We start from the raw sequence: 20,865 nt of genomic DNA on the forward strand, positions 1-20,865 counted from the left end.
TAGTAGAATGTCAATTTCATGTATCGTGAACGAATAAAAGGAGAACTTTATGAGCAAGAAACAAAATATAACATTAGCAATTTTACTATCGAATCTATTCATTGCCTTTTTAGGTATTGGTTTAGTCATTCCTGTTTTACCAACCATCATGAATGAGCTTCATATTTCGGGCTCCGTCGTTGGGTATATGGTTGCAGCCTTTGCCATTACGCAACTGATTGTGTCACCTATTGCAGGTAAGCTAGTCGATAATATTGGCCGCAAAGTCATGATTGTTGCAGGGCTTTTTATTTTTGGACTTTCAGAGTTTTTATTTGGATTAGGACGTTCCATTGAAATACTCTTTATCTCTCGAATGCTAGGTGGAGTCAGTGCGGCCTTCATTATGCCTGCCGTCACTGCTTATATTGCCGATATTACTACACTATCTCAACGCCCAAAAGCTCTTGGCTATATGAGTGCAGCAATTAGTACAGGCTTTATAATCGGTCCTGGAATTGGAGGATTTTTAGCCGAATATGGTACGCGGGTACCATTCTATGCGGCAGGTGTCCTTGGCCTTGTAGCAGCCATCTTTTCCTTCGTATTATTAAAGGAACCAACACGAGCTGGAGATAAGGAAGATACACCAACATCCATGTTAGGTAGTGCAAAGCGAGTATTTAGCCCGCTTTATTTCATTCCATTTATTCTTATTTTCGTCCTATCATTTGGCTTAGCAGCGTTCGAATCATTATTTAGTTTATTCGTCGATCATAAATTCGCCTTTACGCCTTCGGATATCGCCATTATCATTACAGGCAGTGGGATTGTAGGTGCATTGGCACAATTATTACTATTTGATTGGCTGACAAAGAAAATGGGAGAAATTAATGTCATTCGTTACTCGCTAATCCTCTCAGCCGTTTTAACATTTGCTATGACCATCGTCAATCATTATTTTGCCATCTTATTTGTCACATTCTTTATTTTTGTCGGTTTCGATTTAATTCGTCCAGCTGTCACTTCATATTTATCTAAAATTGCTGGTAATGAGCAAGGGTTTGTTGGTGGCATGAACTCTATGTTTACAAGCCTAGGTAATATTTTCGGTCCTATTTTAGGCGGGATACTGTTTGATATTAATTTGAACTATCCCTATTACTTTGCGACAATTGTTTTAGTGCTAGGTGTCATCCTTGCGTTATTCTGGAGAAAGCCAAAGCATATTGAATTATAAACTTACAGCGATACAATATTATGAATGAATTTCCAAATAACAAAGGATTGCCCAAAGATGAATGAATCATCTTTGGGCAATCCTATTCGTTTTATTCATGTACCACAGTTTCTTCTTTTTCGAAGTGAATCCCTGTAATATGCACATTTACTTCTGCTGTTTCCAGTGCTGTCATATTAAAAATAGCTTGGCGTATCTGTGTTTGTACCTCCTTCGCTACCTTAGGAATGGCATATCCATATTTCACAGAGCAAAATACATCAATAGCGATTTCACCCGTTTCTGTTACACCTGATTTAATGCCTTTATTGTGTACTTTTTTACCGAAACGTTCCACGACACCTGTCGCAATATTACCACGTGTTGCAGCAATGCCTTCGATCTCATTTACAGCGATTCCAGCCACAACTTCGATAACCTCTGCCGCTACTTCAATTTTTCCAAGCTCTTCTTTTCCAGAAGGTGTTGGTTGTACGAAAGATTGTCCTACTTTCTCTGCCATACAAATATCATCCTTTCCCTTACACATCACAAACAAATGCTGTACTTACGCTTATTATACTATAAAAAGGAAGGTTTGGCTGTCGAAAGCCGTTTTAATTTATAAAGAAGCTTCATGAAATGATCTTTATTGCTCCTCAACATTTATTAATTCACACTGCTATATCAGTTAATTTATAAAGTTTACATTTTCCATTTTTATACCAACTAATAATTTACTATGATATGCTCTCTATTATGAATAAAGTTTTAGCTAGTTAAGAAAAAGCAGATTTGAGAGGTGAATAAATTGACAAGAATGAAATAGGAACATTATTACTATTTTTAAATTGTGTTAGTGTTAGTAATTAGTATTTTTGGATTTGTAATTAGAAAATTGTTAGGTGTCGAGAGAAAAAAATGGTTTTCTTATAATCATCTTAATGAAAGACATAAAAAACTTGATTGGTCAGTAAGAATATTTTTTATAAGTCTATTTTTTTTAGTACAGTTTATATGAATAACAACGATTCATTTGTCGTTTATCGAAATTTTGAAACACGGATTATCTTAATTGCTTTTATAATAACTTTTACGATAACAACTGATTTTTTCGGCCTATTTAATAATTAAAATTTTATCAAGTTCATGAGTGCTTGGTGGAATGGTTGTTTTACAAAAGACTAGTAACGTTAAAAATCCTGTCAATGCCAACTCCCTCAAGCTTTAACGATATATCTAAGAATAGAAAAATTTCAGAACGCTCTTCTATTACCATCTTTTTTCATAATTTTACTTTTAAATTACTTTTAAAAAGGCTTGTAAAATCTATTCTAGTAACATACAAAAAGAGAAGCATATTAATCCAGCTTCTCTTATGATTACTACTATACAAATACATGCTTCTTATGCCATTTAAAATACTTCTTATTTTCCTCATGGCGATTCACGCGCATTTTAGGATGAATACCGTACTTCACATAATCCTCCTCATCAATCCGTTCAGAGATATGAATCTTACCTGTCCCATCAAATGCAATATAGCCTTTGTCATATAATGCATCATGATTACAGCATAACAATAAACCGTTATAAGCATCCAATCTTTCTTCATGTGCGCTATCCTTCCAAGGCTTTGAATGACTTGCTCTTAGCATTGCAGGTAAATCTATGCCACACAATGCACATTGATGATTCCATAAAGGAGCTAACGCCTCTTTATATCTCTGCTGACCTTTACGAATTTTCACTTTTGCTTCCGCTTCTGTCTCAGCTAGGATTGGTACAAGTTTATTACTTTCTCTACTTACAACAGAACCAATTGCAAACTCTAATTGCTCCTGATTTTCTTCATATATATTTAAGTCACTAGTCAATTCTAATAATTTAATTGCGAGCGTTTCATTACATGGGTATAAATAACCTTGATTGCCATTCCCATCTTGCTGGAAAGGAGAATACTTTATGGGTAGAAGCGGTAAAATCACATCAAAACTTGCCTTTATATTTAGTGGTATATCTAACTCATGATATTTTAAATCTACTAAATAACCTGCATCTTCCCATTGTGAATAACTTTGCATCTCTCCTGGTTTTGAAGCTTCATAATAATTTGACTGTGCGATACTAATAGCAACTAACTCTCCACGTACATAATGAAATATACAATCCCCTTTTAATATCTCTTTCATCCGATTCCATGAGTGTGGTACTTTACCAGATTTATCTTTTTGCGGTGACCAAATAATGCCCGCTTCTTTCTCTTCTAAATAGGTGTGCCCTTGCATTACAATATAATAATTCATCTAATTATCCCTCTATCTTGATCTGTTCTATATTTGAGTGTAAATGACGTAATCTTTAGTAGCCCCTTCAGGTATGAATAATTATAATCTATTTTATTAAAGATAGTTAAGAATTAAGGATTTACACAATTCATTACGGTTTGCAGGGATCGTAGTGCTACTACATTTCCATATAGTTAACTTGATAAATTTGGTTTTAATGTACCCGCTTTTTTCACATTACTTACCCTTCCATAGCCGCATTTGTTCTTTTACGATTAGTAGTGCATTAACGACTTTGATGCCCTTCTTCACCTCAGTTACGTCCACTATCATTTTCGGAGGTGCAATTAGCTCTGTGTCATCCTGTTGAAATGCCCCATTAAAGTTTGGAAGCTGTATACTCCCTGTAATGTAATTCAAATCATATATCCCTGTTCTCTGTTTATTTTTGGACATAAAAAACCTCCTAACTAATAAAAGTTAGAAGGTAATAAAATTGCGAACTTTGATAGGTGTTCTATTCCCTATTCGATTCCCTAAACCCACAAATCAATTACTTGCTTGTCCCCAATACATCATTCTCTTCAAGGAACTTCGTATTGAATTGTGCTGATTTGAACACGTCGTTGTTCATGAGTGCTTGGTGGAATGGAATCGTTGTGTTGATTCCAGGTCCAGATACTTCAAATTCACTTAGCGCGCGATTCATTTTCGCAATCGCCTCTTCTCGTGTATTGGCATGTACAATTAGTTTTGCCACCATTGAATCATAGTATGGTGGAATTGTATAACCTGCATAAACAGCAGAATCAATACGTACACCATAGCCGCCTGGCGTTACATACGTATCAACAGTTCCTGCTGAAGGCATGAAGTTTTTGTAGGCATTTTCTGCGTTAATACGGCATTCAATTGCCCAACCATTTAATTGTATATCATCTTGAGTGAAAGGAAGTTTTTCACCAGATGCAATCTTTAATTGTTGTTGTACAAGATCTACACCAGAAATCATTTCTGTTACTGGGTGCTCTACTTGAATACGAGTATTCATTTCCATGAAGTAGAACTTGTCTTCTTGATAGTCATAAATGAACTCAATTGTTCCAGCACCTTCATAGTCACAGGCTTGAGCTGCTTTTACTGCAGCTGCGCCCATTTCAGCTCGGCGTTCAGAAGAAAGAGCTGGAGATGGAGCTTCCTCTACTAACTTCTGCATACGACGTTGAACAGTACAGTCACGCTCGCCTAAATGCACGACATTACCATAGCCATCCGCTAAAATTTGGATTTCACAGTGACGGAAGTACTCGATGAATTTCTCTAAATATACGCCAGGGTTACCGAATGCAGCAGCAGCCTCTTTTTGCGTAATATCAATACCTTTGACAAGATCTTCTTCTGTACGTGCTACACGAATCCCTTTACCACCACCACCAGCAGTTGCTTTGATGATTACAGGATAACCAATTTTAGCAGCCCATTCTTTACCTGTTTCGATATCTGGCACAATACCAGTACCAGGAACAAGCGGAACTCCTGCTGCTTCCATTGTTGTACGTGCTACGTCCTTGATACCCATAATTTTAATGGAATCAGATGATGGACCGATAAACTTAATGCCAGCGTTTTCACAAGCTTCTGCAAAATCAGCGTTTTCCGATACAAAGCCATAGCCTGGGTGGATACCGTCAGCACCTGTTTTTTCAGCTACACTAAGTAGGGCTGGGAAGCTAAGATAAGAATCTTTTGATAGCTTCGGACCAATACAATAGGCTTCGTCTGCTAATTTCACATGTAATGCGTCTGCATCTGCTTCAGAGTACACAGCAACTGATTGAATGCCTAACTCTTTACAAGCACGAATAATACGCACAGCGATTTCGCCGCGGTTTGCAATTAAAACTTTTTTCATGGATTTGCACTCCTTACTCAGCTTTTACAAGGAATAATGGTTGGCCGTATTCTACTAATTCGCCATCTTTCACAAGTACTTCAACGATTTCCCCTTGCACTTCTGCTTCAATTTCGTTGAATAATTTCATTGCTTCTACGATACATACAATTGTTTCGTTCCCTACTTTGTCGCCTGCTTTTACGTAAGCTGGTGAATCTGGGTTTGGTGATTGATAGAAAGTACCAACCATTGGAGATACAATTTTATGTAGCGATGGGTCGTTAATCGCTGGCGCGGCTGCAGCTGGTGCTTCTTCCACTTTAGCTGGCGCTGCTACAGGAGCTTCTGCTGGTGCAGATTGTTGTACAACAGGTGCTACTACTTCTTTTTTAGGTGCTACAGTTTCTGTAACAACAATATTATTCTTTTTTAACTTAACTTTTGCGCCATCTACCTCATACACAAACTCGTCAATTGAAGAAGAATCTACTAATTTAATAATTTCGCGAATTTCTTGAATTTTGAACATTTCTAACTCTCCTTATGAAATAAAATCTACTACAATAACTATTTTATATTTTTTCGAATCAATTTGAAACAGTTAAATGAAAATTAAGTAAATATGAACAAAATAAAAGGCTTTCCTTTACTAAGCGAAAGCCTTTTCATAACGCTGATATATAACAACGCCCTTTGAATAAACTAAAAATTTATTATTTTCTATATTTTTAATAATTATTCGCGCTGAACTTTACTTGTACATCATTTGCGCCTTCCATCTCTGTTCTCACTAAGTATATAATTTCATTTGCTTGGGATTTTGATAATTCTTCAGCCATAACTGTAACAGAAACTTTCTCTCCTTCAGCGCGAACAAATGCATCAGAATAACCTAATGATTTAATGAGCATTTCAAGCATCGCTTCTGCTGATTCTCGTTTAATAAGACCATCCATTTCATTGAATGCCTCATTTTTTTCGTCAGCGGAAGATTCTTCTGAAGCAATTTTTTGTGTTAGCTGCTCACGAAGTTGACTTCTCTCATCACTAACTTGCATACGCATTTCTTCGAATAAATGACTCGGTGAAGAAACTTCTTGTGTCACATCATTCGTTGCTTTCTGATCTGTAACACCACTTACAGCTGTTTGTTGTAATGTATCATCCGTAAAAATAGTAAGGCCATTGAACTGTTTTGCTGGATCAACCAAATAATACACTGAAATGACTGCTACTAAACTTAATAATGTCATAAACCAAACTGTTCTTCTACGTACGCGCATTTACTTTTCCTCCTTATTTTCCATTGGAACGATAATAATTCGATGAATCGGCAACTGCATCACTTGACTGACGACTGCACGAATTTCATTTTTCACAAAGATATCGGATGCACCTTCTGAAACAACTAGCATTCCTGTTACGTTTTTCGCGCCTTGCTCAGTCCCTCGAAAATATTGGCTGAATAGTTTATTGGCATCTTGATCATCTGTCATCTCTCCATAATAAAAATAGACTTTAACCTCCCCAACACCTTGCATTGCTTTCAGTGTTTGCTCAAGTTTTTCTTCATTAGAGAGCGGTGAACCTTTGTCGTTCGTTGAATTCGTTTGATACATAGGCAAAATGATGAAAATACCCACGGAGGCAGCTACCAGTATTAAAACCATTAATGACGTTGTTTTTTTTCGTGTCTTTTCCACATCACTTGTACATTGCCTCCTTTCATCTTCTCTTTTTCAAGTGTATGTACGCTTGTTTCTTCCTATGAATTGATAAATGGAATCTTTAATAGCAATTGCAAAAATACTAACGTGATGACCAATTTTGTGAGCGAAATTATTTCCTTATCATCCGTTAGAAACACAAAAATCTGACAAACAAACAGCAATGCCAATAAAAGAATCAATTTATCTCCCCCCTGCCATAACTTGTACGAACACAATGAGGAAAAAACAAGAGAACATAAATGAAAAAGCAATCAGAAATGATACAGCACATAAGGTAAATAGGGATTTACTAATTTGATCGAGTAGTCTACAAATATCATCAAAGGCAATTGGTTCTAAAATAGCTGCCAGCATTTTCAAAGAATAGGCACTGACAACAAGTTGAACAGTTGGAATAAACGATACGGTAATAACTGCAATAAAGGCACTAATGCTTGTAAGGGAGGATGTAAATTGTGTCATATGCTGAAACATCGAAAAACTATCAACTATAAACGAACCAACAACCGGAATATTTTCTTCAATTAACTTTTTGACCGGCTCAGCAACAGCTGCATTGACGCTAAACGCTGCCACCCCACCTGCGGTCATCAATAGGACATAGCAAATAACAGAGGCAGAAACGATACTCATAATGGTAAAACGAATTAAATCTGCGATTCTTGTAAAAGAAATTTCCTTGACAATCACACTGCACACATCAAAGACAATGGCTAATAAAACACCTGGAATAAGCCACTTACTACTAATAATGGTGAGAACTTGTACAAAAAACAGCAAAAATGGCTGCCAGGATGCAATGGCTGTAATACTACTTGATAACATAAAGCTTGAGGTCAAAATAGGATAGAACGCCGTAAATAAATGGGCTAGTCCTTGTGCAATTTCATCAATTAATGTAAAAGATTTAACAACAACTGGTCCTATCGTCGCTAAGACAATTAGAAAAAAGAGGATTCTTGTCCCTTTTTCAAATTCTGGTAATAGCATATTGATAATTAAAATAATGATGACATAACTACAAAGCAACAGTGTCATCTTGAGCAAGAGAAAGAATGGGTCGATTAAAAACGAAAGTATTTGCTCCTGCAATGGCTTCGCTCCTTAGTTTAGCCTTTGTAAAATGGCCGACACCTCCTGTAATACAGCCAAAAATTCTTTGAACCAATACAATAAAATAACAATTTTCACCGCTGCAAAAACAATGCTCCCGAGCACTTTATAGTTATGTTCTACAAGCAGCAATGACACCCATTGCCCGACATAGAACATACTTGCACTAATTAAGATAGCCTTTGCATAAGGCAAAAACGCAAGCGTTTCTAAAAGTTGCTTGACGAAGGGCAATAAAAGTGTCGAGAACAGCATGCCAAAAAGCAAAAAAGAGAACATCACACTTATTAGCGCGTGGAGTGGCTGTATGACTTCTTTTATTAGCAATAATAAAAGCAGCATGACAACAGCAACGATAACAATTTCCATTTACCCTACCCGGAAGATGTCAGCCATTGGAAGAATGTGAGAATTTCATTAAAAAATAGACGTAAAAATCGGAGTAATTCTGCTGTCATATATAAGTAGGCAATGAAAAATAGGAAAAATGAAAATTCCTTCTTCCCCGTTTGATCGAAGAAAACATGAAGAAGCGCAACTACTAGTCCCACTCCAGCAACTCTTAATACGTCTTGTAATTCCATTCCTACGCCCCCTCGTGTACAGCAATATATGTTGCTCTACCAAAAAAAAGACCTCTATACAGTTGTATAGAGATCTTCTATCTAAAAATTTTATAGCCATTTATCTACAATACTTTGGACCGTACCAGCATGTTGTACAAGATGGCTATTTTCGCCCATCCACATCGATAAATATTCGGCATTGCCCTGTTTGGCACTTTCCTTACGAATAGTTGTCGTTAAATAATTTTGCAACGGATATGGTGCAACTGTCGCGTCCTTCATACGTTTAGTAAAATCATTGGCTATGCCTCTTGCTGGTTTTCCCGTAAATGCGAGTGTAATAGTTGTTTCCTGCTCTTTTGATGCCAACACCGCATTTTTATAGAGCGGAGAAATTTCGCATTCTTCTGCCACCAGTAAAGCCGTCCCCACTTGAACTGCTTGTGCACCGCTCTCTAAAGCCTTCTGAATATCCTTCTTCGTCACGAGGCCCCCCGCTGCGATAATAGGAATAGCTATTTTTCCTGCTACCTGCTGCAGCAAGTCATATAAAGGGATTAATTGGAGCGGGGCTGTAAAGGAACCTCGATGACCGCCAGCTTCTCCACCTTGTAGGACCACTGCATCCATGCCTGCCTGCTCAACTAGTTGAGCCTCCTCTAATGTAGTGGCTGTCCCAATTGTATATACCCCATGTTCCTTTAACTGTTTCAGTACCTCCGCTGACGGAATACCGAATGTAAAAGAGCAAATCTTCACCTTCTCCTCAATAACCGCTTGTACTTGTCCAGCAAAAACTTCCTTGGATACAACGCTTTGTACAGGCGACAGTCCAAGCTCATCATAAAAAGGTTGAAGTGCCATGCGAGCCTTTTGTAAGACCTCGATATCAATTTGTGGCTCCTCTTGTACGAAAAGATTGACCGCAAAAGGCTTGGTCGTTAGCTTCTTTACTTCCTGAATAAATTGCTTAGTTTGTTCACCATCTAAGTAACCTGCACCTATGGAGCCTAATAACCCTGCCTCGGTACAGGCTACCACGAATTTAGGTGATGTTACACCTGCCATAGGTGCTTGAATAATAGGATGTTGACTATCTAGTATTGTTTGTAGCATAACTCTCACTCCTTATGATTATTGTAGACATTTCTCCCAATAATGACCATCTATCTGATGGTAGAAACTTGGAGGGAGACACGAAAAAAAGAGACCGTTTCTCTATCCATTATCACAATGTCCCTGTCCTTTCACAAGAAATGTATAAGAAAAAAATAAAAACCTACTCTTTCAATAAAAAAGAGTAGGTTGAGGATTAATAATAATTAGGCACGAGAAACGTAAGAGCCCTCTTCTGTGTTAATAATTAGTACATCACCTTGGTTGACGAAGAAAGGTACTTGTACAATAAGACCTGTTTCAAGTGTAGCAGGTTTAGTGCCGCCTGAAGCTGTATCACCTTTAATGCCTGGTTCTGTTTCAGTTACCTCTAATTGAACCGTGTTTGGTAATTCAACACCTAGCATTTCACCTTGGTAAGATTGAATATGAACTTCCATGTTTTCTTTTAAGAATTTCAATTCATACTCGATTGCTGATGAAGCTAGTTCAGTTTGCTCGTATGATTCTAGGTCCATGAATACATGCTCGTCACCTTGTGCATATAGATATTGCATTTTACGGTTATCGATTTGTGCCTTTTCTACTTTTTCACCAGCACGGAATGTTTTTTCATTCACTGAGCCATTACGTAGGTTACGTAATTTAGAACGTACGAAAGCAGCACCTTTACCTGGTTTAACGTGTTGGAAATCTAACACGCGATATAATTGGCCATCAACAACAATTGTTAGACCTGTACGGAAATCGTTTACTGAAATCATTTGTGTTCCTCCAAAGTTTATAAAATAATGAGTTCTTTTGACGAATGTGTGAGTAATTCATTCCCCGTCTCAGTGATTAAAATATCATCCTCAATACGGACACCACCGATACCAGGTAAATAAACACCCGGTTCAATCGTCACGGCCATACCTGGCTCTAGCACTGCATCAGAACGCATCGATAAGCCAGGGCCTTCATGTACTTCAAGACCGATACCGTGTCCTAAAGAATGACCAAATGCTTCGCCATATCCTTTTTCTTTTAAGTAGTCACGTGCAATAGCGTCCGCTTGAATACCTGTTAATCCAGGACCCACTTTTTCAAGTGCTAACAGCTGAGAAGCAAGGACTGCATTGTACATATCTACTAATTTTTCAGATGGTTCTCCAACAGCCACAGTACGTGTAATATCCGAAATATAGCCATTGTATAGCGCACCAAAGTCTAATGTAACAAAGTCGCCTTTTTCAATCACTTTATCCGTTGCAACGCCATGTGGTAATGCTGAGCGAAGACCAGACGCAACAATTATGTCAAACGAAGACTGAGTCGCTCCTTGTTTACGCATGAAAAATTCTAATTCATTCGAAACTTCAAGCTCTGTTTTACCAGGCTTGATGAAGCCTAAAATATGTGTAAATGCGTGATCTGCAATTTCACACGCAGCCTTAATAATATTAATCTCTTGTTCCGTCTTAATCAAGCGAATTTTTTCAATTAGCCCAGAAATCGGCACTAAATCAGCTTGAATGTTCGATTTATACAGTTCATATGTGCCGTAGCTTACAGTATCTCTCTCAAAGCCCAGTAATTTGATGCCCATATTTTTTACTTGTGTAGCAATCTCTTCAATAATGGTTGCTTCATGCTTAACAATTCGGAAGTCCTGAATTTGTGTGGCAGCTTGTTCTGTATATCGGAAATCTGTAATAAAAACAGCATCATTTTGGGACACAATTGCTACGCCCGCTGTCCCTGTAAAACCAGTCATATAGCGGCGGTTATACCCATTCGTAACTAAAATGCCATCGATATTTTGTTCTTGAAGTGCTTTACGTAGCTTTTGTAATTTCAACATAATCAATTCTCCCTCTCGATAAATGTACGTAGTGCCAGTTCATAGCCTTTCGTACCTAGTCCACAAATTTGACCAAGGCAGGCCGGAGCAAGATAGGAATGATGACGGAAAGCCTCACGTTTATGGATATTGGAAATATGTACTTCGATTACTGGCACCGTAATCCCTGCAATGGCATCATGTAACGCGATGCTTGTATGGGTATATGCACCAGGATTAAAGATAATGCCATCATACTTTTCGTCTTCTGCTTCATGCACCCAGTCCACAAGTACCCCTTCGTGATTGGATTGACGAAATTCAACAGTGGCACCTAAAGAAGCCGCAAGATTTTGAACATTTTCTTTAACATCATCCAATGTTTCATGTCCATAAATATGTGGCTCTCTTTTTCCAAGTCGATTTAAGTTAGGTCCATTCAAACATAATAACTTCACGCTTCTATTCGCCTCTTTCTATGTACTTGCCATTTATTTTATCATACAAGGCGCATACAGCAACTAATTTCCTTTTTGCGCCGTATGCTCCCGCTGATGAAAATTAGCTGTTTCTAACAAGAACCGTAAAAGACAAACCACCACAACTATGAATGGAATCGAAAGCTTTTTAAAGGAAGAAAGTTGTAATGGTAAATCTAATGCAATCCACTCTAATGTAATTGTTACAAAAAGCCCTAGTAGTAGTGAAGAAAAGACAGCCGGAATAACATAGACATAGCGCATTGTCATATATACCAATAATCCGATAATGAATAAAAGAAGTATAAAGAAGGTCCAATGAAATAGCTTAGAGCTTTCTTCAAACCATCCCCATTTCTTATAAAACCCAATCGGATGCCATTTAATGAGATTAAAATAATGTAAGCCTTTTAAGCACAATGCTAAAACAAGAGCATTTACCAGTGCCGTTATTGTTCCTATTTTCACAATTTTTCCTCCATTGCGTACTAATCATTTCCTAAAATGTACGATTAGTGTAGCCATATAGAAAATTTACTATGCGTAACTGTAGAGGTTTTTGACTAAATTTAGTACAATGGTACAGTTGAAATATATAAAGAGAGTGGTGTTAGCCTTGAGCAATTCACCTGTATACGGGGGACAAGCACAATTAGAAGGTGTGATGTTCGGAGGAAAGGATCATACAGTTACTGCCATTCGTCGTAACGATGATTCCATTGATTATTATCATTTTAAAAAAGTACAAAAACCTATTTTACAAAAGCTTAAAAAAATCCCATTTGTTCGAGGCGTGGTCGCACTGATTGAATCAGCAGGCTTAGGTTCTCGTCATATGCAATTTGCTGGGGATCGTTATGATGTGGTACCTGGCGAAGAAGAAGAAAATAAAGAAGAAGGCTCCAAACTTCAAATGATACTTGGCGTTGCTGTAGTAGGTATTCTTTCCTTCTTATTTGGAAAATTTGCCTTTACACTAATTCCGGTTTTTATAGCTGATTTTTTCTCTAAATGGATTGAAGGAAAAACGGGTCAAATTTTACTTGAAAGCGGTATTAAACTATTATTACTGCTCACATATTTATATTTTATTTCGTTAACGCCTCTCATTAAACGAGTATTCCAATACCATGGGGCGGAGCATAAAGTCATCAACTGCTATGAAGCTGGTTTAGACATTACAGTGGAGAACGTCCAAGCACAATCACGTCTACACTACCGTTGTGGTAGTAGCTTTATTCTTTTCACAGTCTTTGTCGGCATGTTTTTATATTTCTTTGTGCCAACGGACCCGCTGTGGCTACGTATTTTAGATCGTATATTATTAATTCCCGTAGTACTAGGAATATCATTTGAAGTATTACAGGCGACAAACGCCTGCCGTAATATTCCAGTATTACGTTTCCTTGGCTATCCTGGTCTATGGCTTCAATTGCTAACAACTCGCGAACCAAAGGATGATCAAGTGGAAGTTGCCATTGCATCCTTTAATATGCTACTTCAAGTAGAGCAACAGCCAGAAATTGCAGCAACATTAAATCATGATTAAGGAAAAGGCAGTCCCAACGTATGTTGTTGGACCTGCCTTTTTTATATAGATGCGAGCCTTGCATTTTTCGTTTAAATGCCATAATCGCAGCTCGATAAACCTATCCAAAGGGATGAATCGGACAACTAAATTTATTTAGAATCTTTCCTACGGACTGTAAGTGCAGTAAATATACCCATCATACTAGGCAAAATACTAAATAATAAAAACAGCCAATTATTTGTTAGAATCGAGATAATGGTAAAAATAAGTAGTGATGCGACATTGATGCTTATACCTAACTTCACATAAGAAGGCTTAAAAGGTATTGGTCTGTACATGTTGATAGTCAAAATGAGCCCAATGATCGCCCAGCTCCCTAAGTGTACAAATAAAAGGACAGCTAAAACCATGGCAGTGCTTAATTTAATCCCAAACACTACTAAAGAAAAGAAAATATAAATTGCTGCTAACGTCATATACCATGAATAAGCTTTCGCCCTTTGCCAAATATGGTCGTGTAGCTCATCTAAGCCTCGATTTTTCTTCGCTTTTTTCCTTCCAAACCACCAGCCAAGGATGCCAAAAATCATCCCGCCGTATAGTCCAACAATACCGCCTATAGAAAATTCCATTATGCCATTCCCTCCTCTTCGAAAATAAAAACTTCCTCAATCGTGCAGTTGAAAGCTTTTGAAATATTGTAGGCAAGCTCTAGTGATGGATTGAATTTCCCTGATTCAATTGCAATGATTGATTGGCGTGAGACACCCACTAATTTAGACAAATCCTCCTGCGTAATCTTCCTCAATTTCCGCAATTCACGAATTCTATTTTTCATAATGCCTCCTCATCAAATGTAAAGTAAACTATACATTTAGCAATAAGTAAAGTTTACTTTACATCTTTTGATATGTCAAGTTAGCTTTACATTTTTATGTTCGTTTAAACAATGAAATAGGACAGGATTAGAGGCGACTGGTTTCTGAAAAAAAATCCCCTATCCAAATTGGACATAGAAAAAGCGTGTATTGAAAAATCAAAACACGCTTAGGATAGTCACACTATTTTTATTTAGTGTCCTTCTCTATTTCATTCCTTTACTATCAATAATATTAATAATTTTCTGTTGAGCGTCTAAAGCTTCTGGGATGGGCATTACAACAAACACATGGTTCATTTTAGGATAAACAAAGGTTGTTATATCAATTCCTTGCTCGGTTAGTTGTTCATCAAATTTTACAGCATCAGGATATAAGCTTTCATGGGTACCAATAAAATGGGTGATTGTCGCAAGACCCTGAAAATCACCGTAAATGGGACTAATTAATGGATCTTTTAAATCCTTATCAGCTGCCCATAGCTTTGTGATGACTCCCATTCCTTCACTAGCTAGCATTGGGTCCTTTTCTTCATATTCAGGAATAAGAGGATTTTCTAAACTTAGGTCAACACAAGCAGATAATAAAATAATATTTTGTGGCTGCGGCAAATGGTTTTCTTTTAAAAGCTGGACCAAACCAAGTGTTATATTGCCTCCTGCAGAATCCCCTATAATAGTTAATTGACTGGAGCTTTCAATTGTTTCTAAAATTCTAGTATAGAGATTGAGCATTTTTTGGTACGTATCCTTATGATTAAAATGAGGTACTTTTGGATAAATCGGAGCAATAACTTTTGCCTGTAATGCTTGCGCCATTTTATCCATAAACAGCCAGTGAAAAGGTAAAGGCTGATTCGTCCAAGCGCCACCATGAATATAGAGAATCACTTTTTGTTTCGAGGACTTTTGATCATTTAAAGTAAAAACTTGCATATCCTGAAAAGTTTGTTCGTCCTTAACACTTAAAAATTGAACTTCATCTTCAATAACATAGGGCTGATTATTCACCGTTGCCCTTTGTTTGATAAACTGTTTAGCATTTTCAACACTAGAAAAACTCACTTTATTACTTTGGGAAAATAACAACTGTTCAAATTGGACACTTTCTTCAGAACGTTCTCCATTAAAAAGTACTACACTCATTTCTTTCTCCCCTTTCAGCATGTTCATCTAGGTGGATGTACGAGAAACTCAAACAAACAACCCTTAAAGTGAACAAATACCATCTTCAAGCACTTTACAAAATAGATTTTGTAACCAATCTTTATGACAAATTACAATTGACCAGACATTTATATTTTAATTCCACATATGGCTATAGACTCCTTCATTTAATCAAACTTTCTTCATAAAGACAGTCTTTTTTATTTGCACGATTGTGAAAGATTGTTTTCAACTAAGGCCCCTGCAATTCAAGTATAGGAACGAGTTCAGATAGCCTTCAGATGCCTTTTTATTTTAATCATGCAGCAAAAGCCTGAGGCCTTGATAGACCTATCATGCATCGTTTACCTCTACCTTCATATTTTTAGGATTAAGATTTTTTATTAAAAAGAAGTCCCCAAAGCGTTGTTTGAGAACTTTATGCTGCTTACCATATCGGTATGAGCTCGAGTAAGCGTCTATTTTTTATTTTTCGGTTCTAAAAGTATAGGTGCTATATTTAGTAAGATAGAAACAATTGTTAAAAACCATAATGCCCTTTCCATACCAGGTACTACATCCTCTAAAGCTGCCCAATCCTCCACTTTTACCCATCTAGATACAAGACTATACTCTGAACAAAGTGTCAATGCTGTAAATGATACCCCCATTGCCATCGCAAGCTTATAATCTTTACCTGTTTTATACATATAAAGATTTATAAAGGTTGCAACTATAGCAATAATTCCGAATATGAACCACATATTGATACCTCCTTTTTTCAATATAGACATAAATTGTAATTAAGATGTTCCCAAACCTTCTTTTCGGAATTTTGTACTTATTTTTGTAAATCCCGATGCTCCCTATAAGCGTTTTTTTGATGGCACTCTATTTTACTAGAGTAGCGATTCATGAAGACTAATCGACACTGCACCACAGAAAATTAAGAAATGTTAAATTGGTAATTTTTTCTAATAAAGATTTTATCATAATGTTATATATTCTAATTTTACAAATTAAACCATTAGTTTTTTAGTTATTTCTTCATCTACTATCCACCATTATTCTTATTCCTCATCATAGTCCTTCTACAAAATAAATACGTTTTTTTATGATGGAAAAGCACCCATTTCGTTAACCAGTTGCACGGTTCTTGCTTTATATTCATGATTTTAGGAAGGGTCTAGTAGCTGAAAGGACTCAGTTCGTTTTTTTACTCCTGTATCTGTGAACTTCATTGTTCATAGGTAACAGTTGAAGTAACAGAATCCAACAAGGCTTTTGTAATACCTGCTATTGGAATATAGGGGTTATTTGCGGTTATATAGATACCCTATAATTTTCAGAAAAAATAAAAAAGTAACCTCTTACGGTCATCATACCGAAGAGGTTACTTTAAATTTTTATGACTGAAATTGTTTATAGAACGCTACAATAACGTGGTATAAACAATATTTACAGGCCGCATTTTAACTGTGCGCCACAGTTTGTACATGTATTACAGCCACCCATTTCTTCGACTGTTCCTTTGCGGCAAACCGGACATGTATTTCCTACGTCTGAGCCAATTACCGTTGTGGACTCTAGTGCTTGAATCGTATCCACTAATACGACTGGACGTTTTGTATGTTCTTCCACTAATTCTTCTTCAAATGATAATTGATCCATATCATTTTCCTCAGCTTTTAGCGTAAGTACCTGTGAATCACGGCTACCATCCACATAGACCGTACCACCTTTAGCGCCACCTTTATACAGTCGCTCGTAAACTTTTTCAACTTGTTGTACAGTGTAGCCTTTTGGTGCATTTACTGTTTTAGAGATTGATGAATCAATCCATTTTTGAATAATACATTGTACATCAGCATGTGCCTCTGGTTTTAGCTCCATTGCCGTTACAAACCATTCTGGAAGCTCTTGCTCATTAGCTTCTGGATGACGGTCTAAGTATTCTTTTACGATTTCAGCTTTCACTTCAATGAACTTACCAAGACGACCAGAACGGTAGTATGTGAAGGAGAAGTATGGTTCAAGACCTGTCGCTACACCTACCATCGTTCCTGTTGAACCAGTTGGAGCAACCGTTAATAAATGGGAGTTACGAATACCCGTTGCTAAAATTTGCTCCTTGATATGAGCAGGCATTTTTTCCATAAAGCCTGTTTCTGTGAAAGCTTTACGTAAACGAGCTGTTTCTTCGTCAGTAGCACCGACTAAGAATGGGAAGCTACCACGCTCCTTAGCAAGCTCTGTAGACGCCTCATACGCTGTTTCAGCAATTGTTTTAAAGATTTCATCGACTAAAGCATTACCTGCTTCAGAACCATATTCTTTCTCACAATAAATAAGTAAATCAGCTAAGCCCATTACGCCTAAACCGACACGACGCTCACCTAGTGCTTGTACACGATTTTCTTCTAAGAAGTATGGTGTGGCATCAATAACATTATCCTGCATTCGAACACCTACACGAACCGTTTCACGTAGTGCTTCGTAATCTACAGTTTGGTTGTCTTTATTAGCAAATTGTGCAAGGTTTACTGCTGCCAAGTTACACACTGAGTATGGCGCAAGTGGCTGTTCCCCACATGGGTTTGTCGCTACAACGCTTTGACCATATGCCTTTGCATTCGTCATATCATTGGCATTGTCGATAAAGAAAATTCCTGGCTCTGCGGAGTAAGTTGCACATACGTTAATTAAATTCCACAATTCTTTCGCTTTAATCGTGCGATATGTGCGGATTTTATAGCCCATCTTCTCCCACTCACGAACGTCACCAACATTATGCCATTCTGTATTATAAGCACTCATTTCCTCTTTTGAGTATTCTTCCACCGCTGGGAAACGTAGTTCGAAATCATCATCGTTTTCAACAGCTTCCATAAATTCTTTAGTTAATGTTACGGATATGTTTGCACCCGTTAAAAACTCTGGATTGTGAACGGTATATGTGCCACCATCACGTAGTTTATTTTCAGCCTCTCGAATAATGGCTGTATCGAATCCACCTAAACCTTCAATGCTTTTATAGTTTACAATGCCTTGATACATAGCTTCTTCTTGCATAGAAAGCGGCTTGAAGTTTAATTTTTCTTTGGCTAGACGAATGATTGTTTCATCCGTTGTATTTTCAATTAGGTAACGAAGAATACGTGGGTTTTGCATTTTAGAAATAATAAACTCCACAATATCAGGATGCCAATCTGCAAGCATAATCATTTGTGCTCCACGACGTGAGCCACCTTGCTCTACAAGATGTGTCAATTTAGCAATATCATCTAACCAAGAAACAGAACCAGATGATTTGCCGTTTACACCACGTGCCAGTGTGTTGCGTGGACGTAATGTAGAGCCATTTGTTCCTACTCCACCACCACGGCTCATAATTTCCATTACTTGCTTACGATGATCACTAATACCTTCACGTGAATCAGCAACAAAAGGCATTACGTAGCAGTTAAAGAATGTTACATCTGTTTCAGACCCTGCTCCGTATATCACTCGTCCTGCAGGAATGAATTTTAAGGACACTAATTGATCATAAAATTTTTCAAACCATTCTTGACGTTTTTCTGGCGTTTTTTCAACAATTGCAAGTCCTGTTGCATTTCGTTTAGCGATTTGTTCATAAAAAATCTCAAGAGGCTTCTCTAGCACGTCAATTGAACGCGTAATCACACCCGTTTCTTGCTCTTTTGGATCGTCTAAAGCGCTACGATAATCTTCCTCAATCAAAATATCTGCTGTTTTTGTAGTCATGTCCAGCTTTTGAATGGTCCCTAAACCACGTGCAGGGAATTTTGGATCAGCTTTGACCGTTAAAACAACAAAGTCACCAGCTTTCAGTGTTTTCTTTTCTGTGTCTTTAAACGAGTAGCGATCGATCATGACAAGTCTAGATACACCTTTGTGCGTGATGTGCATATCAGGCGTTACAGGGTGTACCTGCGGGAATTGTTCGATATCTTTGTTTAACTGTTCAAATTGATTGTTTACATCGGGTTGATGATTTGTGAGTACCATCGTTTTGCCTCCCTTACAAAATAAATACACAATATCATGTGTTGTTAAACACTACATATTGTGTATATGTCTTTAAAAAAGATACTATATATAGATTTTCAATTCAACTCTTGCTTTTTTCAATAGAATCGGAACTACTTGTAATAGCAAGGATTGAAAGCTTAAAAATATTTTTTTATACCATTTTTTACTTTTTGAAGTTCCACTCATCACATGCATATTTTTTTTCTTCTAATGCACGGACATATTCTAACTGCTCCTCAGAAAGTGTAAATGGTTTTAATTCAATTTGCAACGATTTTGCAAATCCATCTCGAAAAGCTGTCACACATTGTTCAACTGTCACAGGCTCATCCACAAGACTGTTAATCGCTACTGCTTTCTCCGGTAATTTTCTGCGCATACGATCCTTCGCTTCTTCACTCGAAAAATTAAAGACCGATAATAGCTTCTCTTGATCTAAATCTAATAAAATGGCACCATGCTGCAATATAACGCCTTTTTGACGTGTTTGCGCACTTCCAGCTATTTTTTTCCCTTCGACTACCAGCTCGTACCAGCTTGGAGCATCAAAGCATACAGCACTTTTTGGACTCTTTAAGTCTGCTCTTTTTTCCTCTGTATCCGGGACACTAAAATAGGCATCCATTCCTAAGTTGTGGAAACCTTGCAAGATTCCCTCACTTAGCACACGGTACGCCTCTGTCACGGACTCTGGCATATCGGGATAGCTTTCTGTTACGATGACACTATATGTAAGCTCATGCTCATGCAGCACAGCTCGTCCACCAGTAGGTCGACGTACAAAGCCTAAGCCTTGTTCTCGTACAGCGTCTAAATTTATATCCTTTTTGGCCTGCTGAAAATAACCAATTGATAGTGTTGCTGGTTCCCACTCATAAAAACGAATGACTGGTGGAATTAACCCCTCACTATGCCAATCAAGTAATGCTTCATCTAGTGCCATATTAAAAGACGGACTACATTTCCCTGAATTTAAAAAATACCAAGTTGTCATTTGTTCATCTCCTACAATTTATAAAAGTACCTCAGGCCTCACCTGTGGTTCAACCTTA

Annotated in this window: 25 protein-coding genes; 3 read left to right on the top strand and 22 right to left on the bottom strand. The window is 37.4% G+C overall.

Features of this window, described 5'->3' with window-relative positions:
• The first annotated feature begins 49 nt into the window (after positions 1 to 49).
• Positions 50 to 1,219 (top strand): MFS transporter, encoded by a 1,170-nt coding sequence (locus tag ACE1MS_RS14240; protein WP_031417405.1) that lies wholly within the window; start codon positions 50 to 52, stop codon positions 1,217 to 1,219.
• A 91-nt stretch (positions 1,220 to 1,310) separates the two neighbouring features.
• Here the strand turns inward: ACE1MS_RS14240 and ACE1MS_RS14245 are convergent, their stop codons facing one another.
• Positions 1,311 to 1,721: an Asp23/Gls24 family envelope stress response protein gene (locus ACE1MS_RS14245; RefSeq protein WP_031417403.1), complete on the bottom strand. Its 411-nt coding sequence runs from the start codon at positions 1,719 to 1,721 to the stop codon at positions 1,311 to 1,313.
• A gap of 336 nt (positions 1,722 to 2,057) precedes the next feature.
• Here ACE1MS_RS14245 and ACE1MS_RS14250 point away from each other — a divergent pair, with 336 nt between their 5' ends.
• Positions 2,058 to 2,219: a DUF4181 domain-containing protein gene (locus tag ACE1MS_RS14250; RefSeq protein ID WP_257216151.1), complete on the top strand. Its 162-nt coding sequence runs from the start codon at positions 2,058 to 2,060 to the stop codon at positions 2,217 to 2,219.
• Positions 2,220 to 2,586: 367 nt separating this feature from the next.
• On the opposite strand, the gene ACE1MS_RS14255 is transcribed toward ACE1MS_RS14250, so the two are convergent.
• From ACE1MS_RS14255 to ACE1MS_RS14325, 15 genes are all read right to left on the bottom strand, one after another.
• Positions 2,587 to 3,504: an HNH endonuclease gene (locus tag ACE1MS_RS14255; protein WP_332289685.1), complete on the bottom strand. Its 918-nt coding sequence runs from the start codon at positions 3,502 to 3,504 to the stop codon at positions 2,587 to 2,589.
• 219 nt (positions 3,505 to 3,723) lie between these two features.
• The gene (locus ACE1MS_RS14260; RefSeq protein WP_332289683.1) at positions 3,724 to 3,942 is read right to left on the bottom strand and encodes a hypothetical protein; all 219 of its coding nucleotides are present in this window, start codon (positions 3,940 to 3,942) and stop codon (positions 3,724 to 3,726) included.
• Between the two features lie 97 nt (positions 3,943 to 4,039).
• Positions 4,040 to 5,398, bottom strand: a complete 1,359-nt coding sequence (gene accC / locus ACE1MS_RS14265; protein WP_012295083.1) for an acetyl-CoA carboxylase biotin carboxylase subunit — start codon at positions 5,396 to 5,398, stop codon at positions 4,040 to 4,042.
• Between the two features lie 13 nt (positions 5,399 to 5,411).
• Entirely contained in the window at positions 5,412 to 5,909 is a 498-nt protein-coding gene (gene accB, locus ACE1MS_RS14270; RefSeq protein WP_012295084.1) for an acetyl-CoA carboxylase biotin carboxyl carrier protein, read from the bottom strand.
• A 199-nt stretch (positions 5,910 to 6,108) separates the two neighbouring features.
• Complete coding sequence (locus tag ACE1MS_RS14275) at positions 6,109 to 6,663, bottom strand: SpoIIIAH-like family protein (protein ID WP_008179871.1); 555 nt, start codon at positions 6,661 to 6,663, stop codon at positions 6,109 to 6,111.
• The gene (locus ACE1MS_RS14280; RefSeq protein ID WP_447402429.1) at positions 6,664 to 7,023 is read right to left on the bottom strand and encodes a hypothetical protein; all 360 of its coding nucleotides are present in this window, start codon (positions 7,021 to 7,023) and stop codon (positions 6,664 to 6,666) included.
• A 122-nt stretch (positions 7,024 to 7,145) separates the two neighbouring features.
• Positions 7,146 to 7,289, bottom strand: a complete 144-nt coding sequence (locus tag ACE1MS_RS14285; protein WP_004231124.1) for a hypothetical protein — start codon at positions 7,287 to 7,289, stop codon at positions 7,146 to 7,148.
• Position 7,290: 1 nt separating this feature from the next.
• A complete protein-coding gene (locus ACE1MS_RS14290) occupies positions 7,291 to 8,202 on the bottom strand; it encodes a stage III sporulation protein AE (protein WP_031417399.1) in 912 nt (303 codons plus the stop codon).
• Between the two features lie 12 nt (positions 8,203 to 8,214).
• Positions 8,215 to 8,592: a hypothetical protein gene (locus ACE1MS_RS14295; protein WP_012295088.1), complete on the bottom strand. Its 378-nt coding sequence runs from the start codon at positions 8,590 to 8,592 to the stop codon at positions 8,215 to 8,217.
• Positions 8,593 to 8,597: 5 nt separating this feature from the next.
• Positions 8,598 to 8,807, bottom strand: a complete 210-nt coding sequence (locus ACE1MS_RS14300; RefSeq protein ID WP_012295089.1) for a hypothetical protein — start codon at positions 8,805 to 8,807, stop codon at positions 8,598 to 8,600.
• Between the two features lie 90 nt (positions 8,808 to 8,897).
• Complete coding sequence (locus ACE1MS_RS14305; protein WP_012295090.1) at positions 8,898 to 9,905, bottom strand: NAD(P)H-dependent flavin oxidoreductase; 1,008 nt, start codon at positions 9,903 to 9,905, stop codon at positions 8,898 to 8,900.
• Positions 9,906 to 10,111: 206 nt separating this feature from the next.
• Positions 10,112 to 10,669, bottom strand: a complete 558-nt coding sequence (gene efp, locus ACE1MS_RS14310) for an elongation factor P (protein WP_031417398.1) — start codon at positions 10,667 to 10,669, stop codon at positions 10,112 to 10,114.
• A 17-nt stretch (positions 10,670 to 10,686) separates the two neighbouring features.
• Positions 10,687 to 11,748, bottom strand: coding sequence for a M24 family metallopeptidase (locus tag ACE1MS_RS14315; RefSeq protein WP_012295093.1), 1,062 nt, complete (start codon positions 11,746 to 11,748; stop codon positions 10,687 to 10,689).
• A 2-nt stretch (positions 11,749 to 11,750) separates the two neighbouring features.
• The gene (gene aroQ / locus ACE1MS_RS14320) at positions 11,751 to 12,185 is read right to left on the bottom strand and encodes a type II 3-dehydroquinate dehydratase (RefSeq protein ID WP_031417397.1); all 435 of its coding nucleotides are present in this window, start codon (positions 12,183 to 12,185) and stop codon (positions 11,751 to 11,753) included.
• 63 nt (positions 12,186 to 12,248) lie between these two features.
• On the bottom strand, positions 12,249 to 12,674 hold the full coding sequence (locus ACE1MS_RS14325; protein ID WP_012295095.1) for a hypothetical protein: 426 nt from the start codon (positions 12,672 to 12,674) through the stop codon (positions 12,249 to 12,251).
• Positions 12,675 to 12,783: 109 nt separating this feature from the next.
• Here ACE1MS_RS14325 and ACE1MS_RS14330 point away from each other — a divergent pair, with 109 nt between their 5' ends.
• Positions 12,784 to 13,755, top strand: a complete 972-nt coding sequence (locus ACE1MS_RS14330; RefSeq protein WP_012295096.1) for a DUF1385 domain-containing protein — start codon at positions 12,784 to 12,786, stop codon at positions 13,753 to 13,755.
• Positions 13,756 to 13,886: 131 nt separating this feature from the next.
• On the opposite strand, the gene ACE1MS_RS14335 is transcribed toward ACE1MS_RS14330, so the two are convergent.
• From ACE1MS_RS14335 to ACE1MS_RS14360, 6 genes are all read right to left on the bottom strand, one after another.
• Entirely contained in the window at positions 13,887 to 14,369 is a 483-nt protein-coding gene (locus ACE1MS_RS14335; protein WP_281487057.1) for a hypothetical protein, read from the bottom strand.
• Entirely contained in the window at positions 14,369 to 14,575 is a 207-nt protein-coding gene (locus ACE1MS_RS14340; RefSeq protein WP_447402430.1) for a helix-turn-helix transcriptional regulator, read from the bottom strand. The genes ACE1MS_RS14335 and ACE1MS_RS14340 overlap by 1 nt, the downstream gene beginning before the upstream one ends.
• A gap of 246 nt (positions 14,576 to 14,821) precedes the next feature.
• The gene (locus ACE1MS_RS14345) at positions 14,822 to 15,760 is read right to left on the bottom strand and encodes an alpha/beta hydrolase fold domain-containing protein (protein ID WP_031417392.1); all 939 of its coding nucleotides are present in this window, start codon (positions 15,758 to 15,760) and stop codon (positions 14,822 to 14,824) included.
• Positions 15,761 to 16,239: 479 nt separating this feature from the next.
• Positions 16,240 to 16,524 (bottom strand): hypothetical protein, encoded by a 285-nt coding sequence (locus ACE1MS_RS14350; RefSeq protein ID WP_031417391.1) that lies wholly within the window; start codon positions 16,522 to 16,524, stop codon positions 16,240 to 16,242.
• Positions 16,525 to 17,218: 694 nt separating this feature from the next.
• Positions 17,219 to 19,789: a vitamin B12-dependent ribonucleotide reductase gene (locus tag ACE1MS_RS14355; RefSeq protein WP_031417389.1), complete on the bottom strand. Its 2,571-nt coding sequence runs from the start codon at positions 19,787 to 19,789 to the stop codon at positions 17,219 to 17,221.
• Between the two features lie 187 nt (positions 19,790 to 19,976).
• Positions 19,977 to 20,807, bottom strand: a complete 831-nt coding sequence (locus ACE1MS_RS14360; protein WP_031417388.1) for a lipoate--protein ligase family protein — start codon at positions 20,805 to 20,807, stop codon at positions 19,977 to 19,979.
• Positions 20,808 to 20,865 lie beyond the last annotated feature (58 nt).

The sequence above is a fragment of the Lysinibacillus sp. fkY74-1 genome (assembly GCF_053165895.1).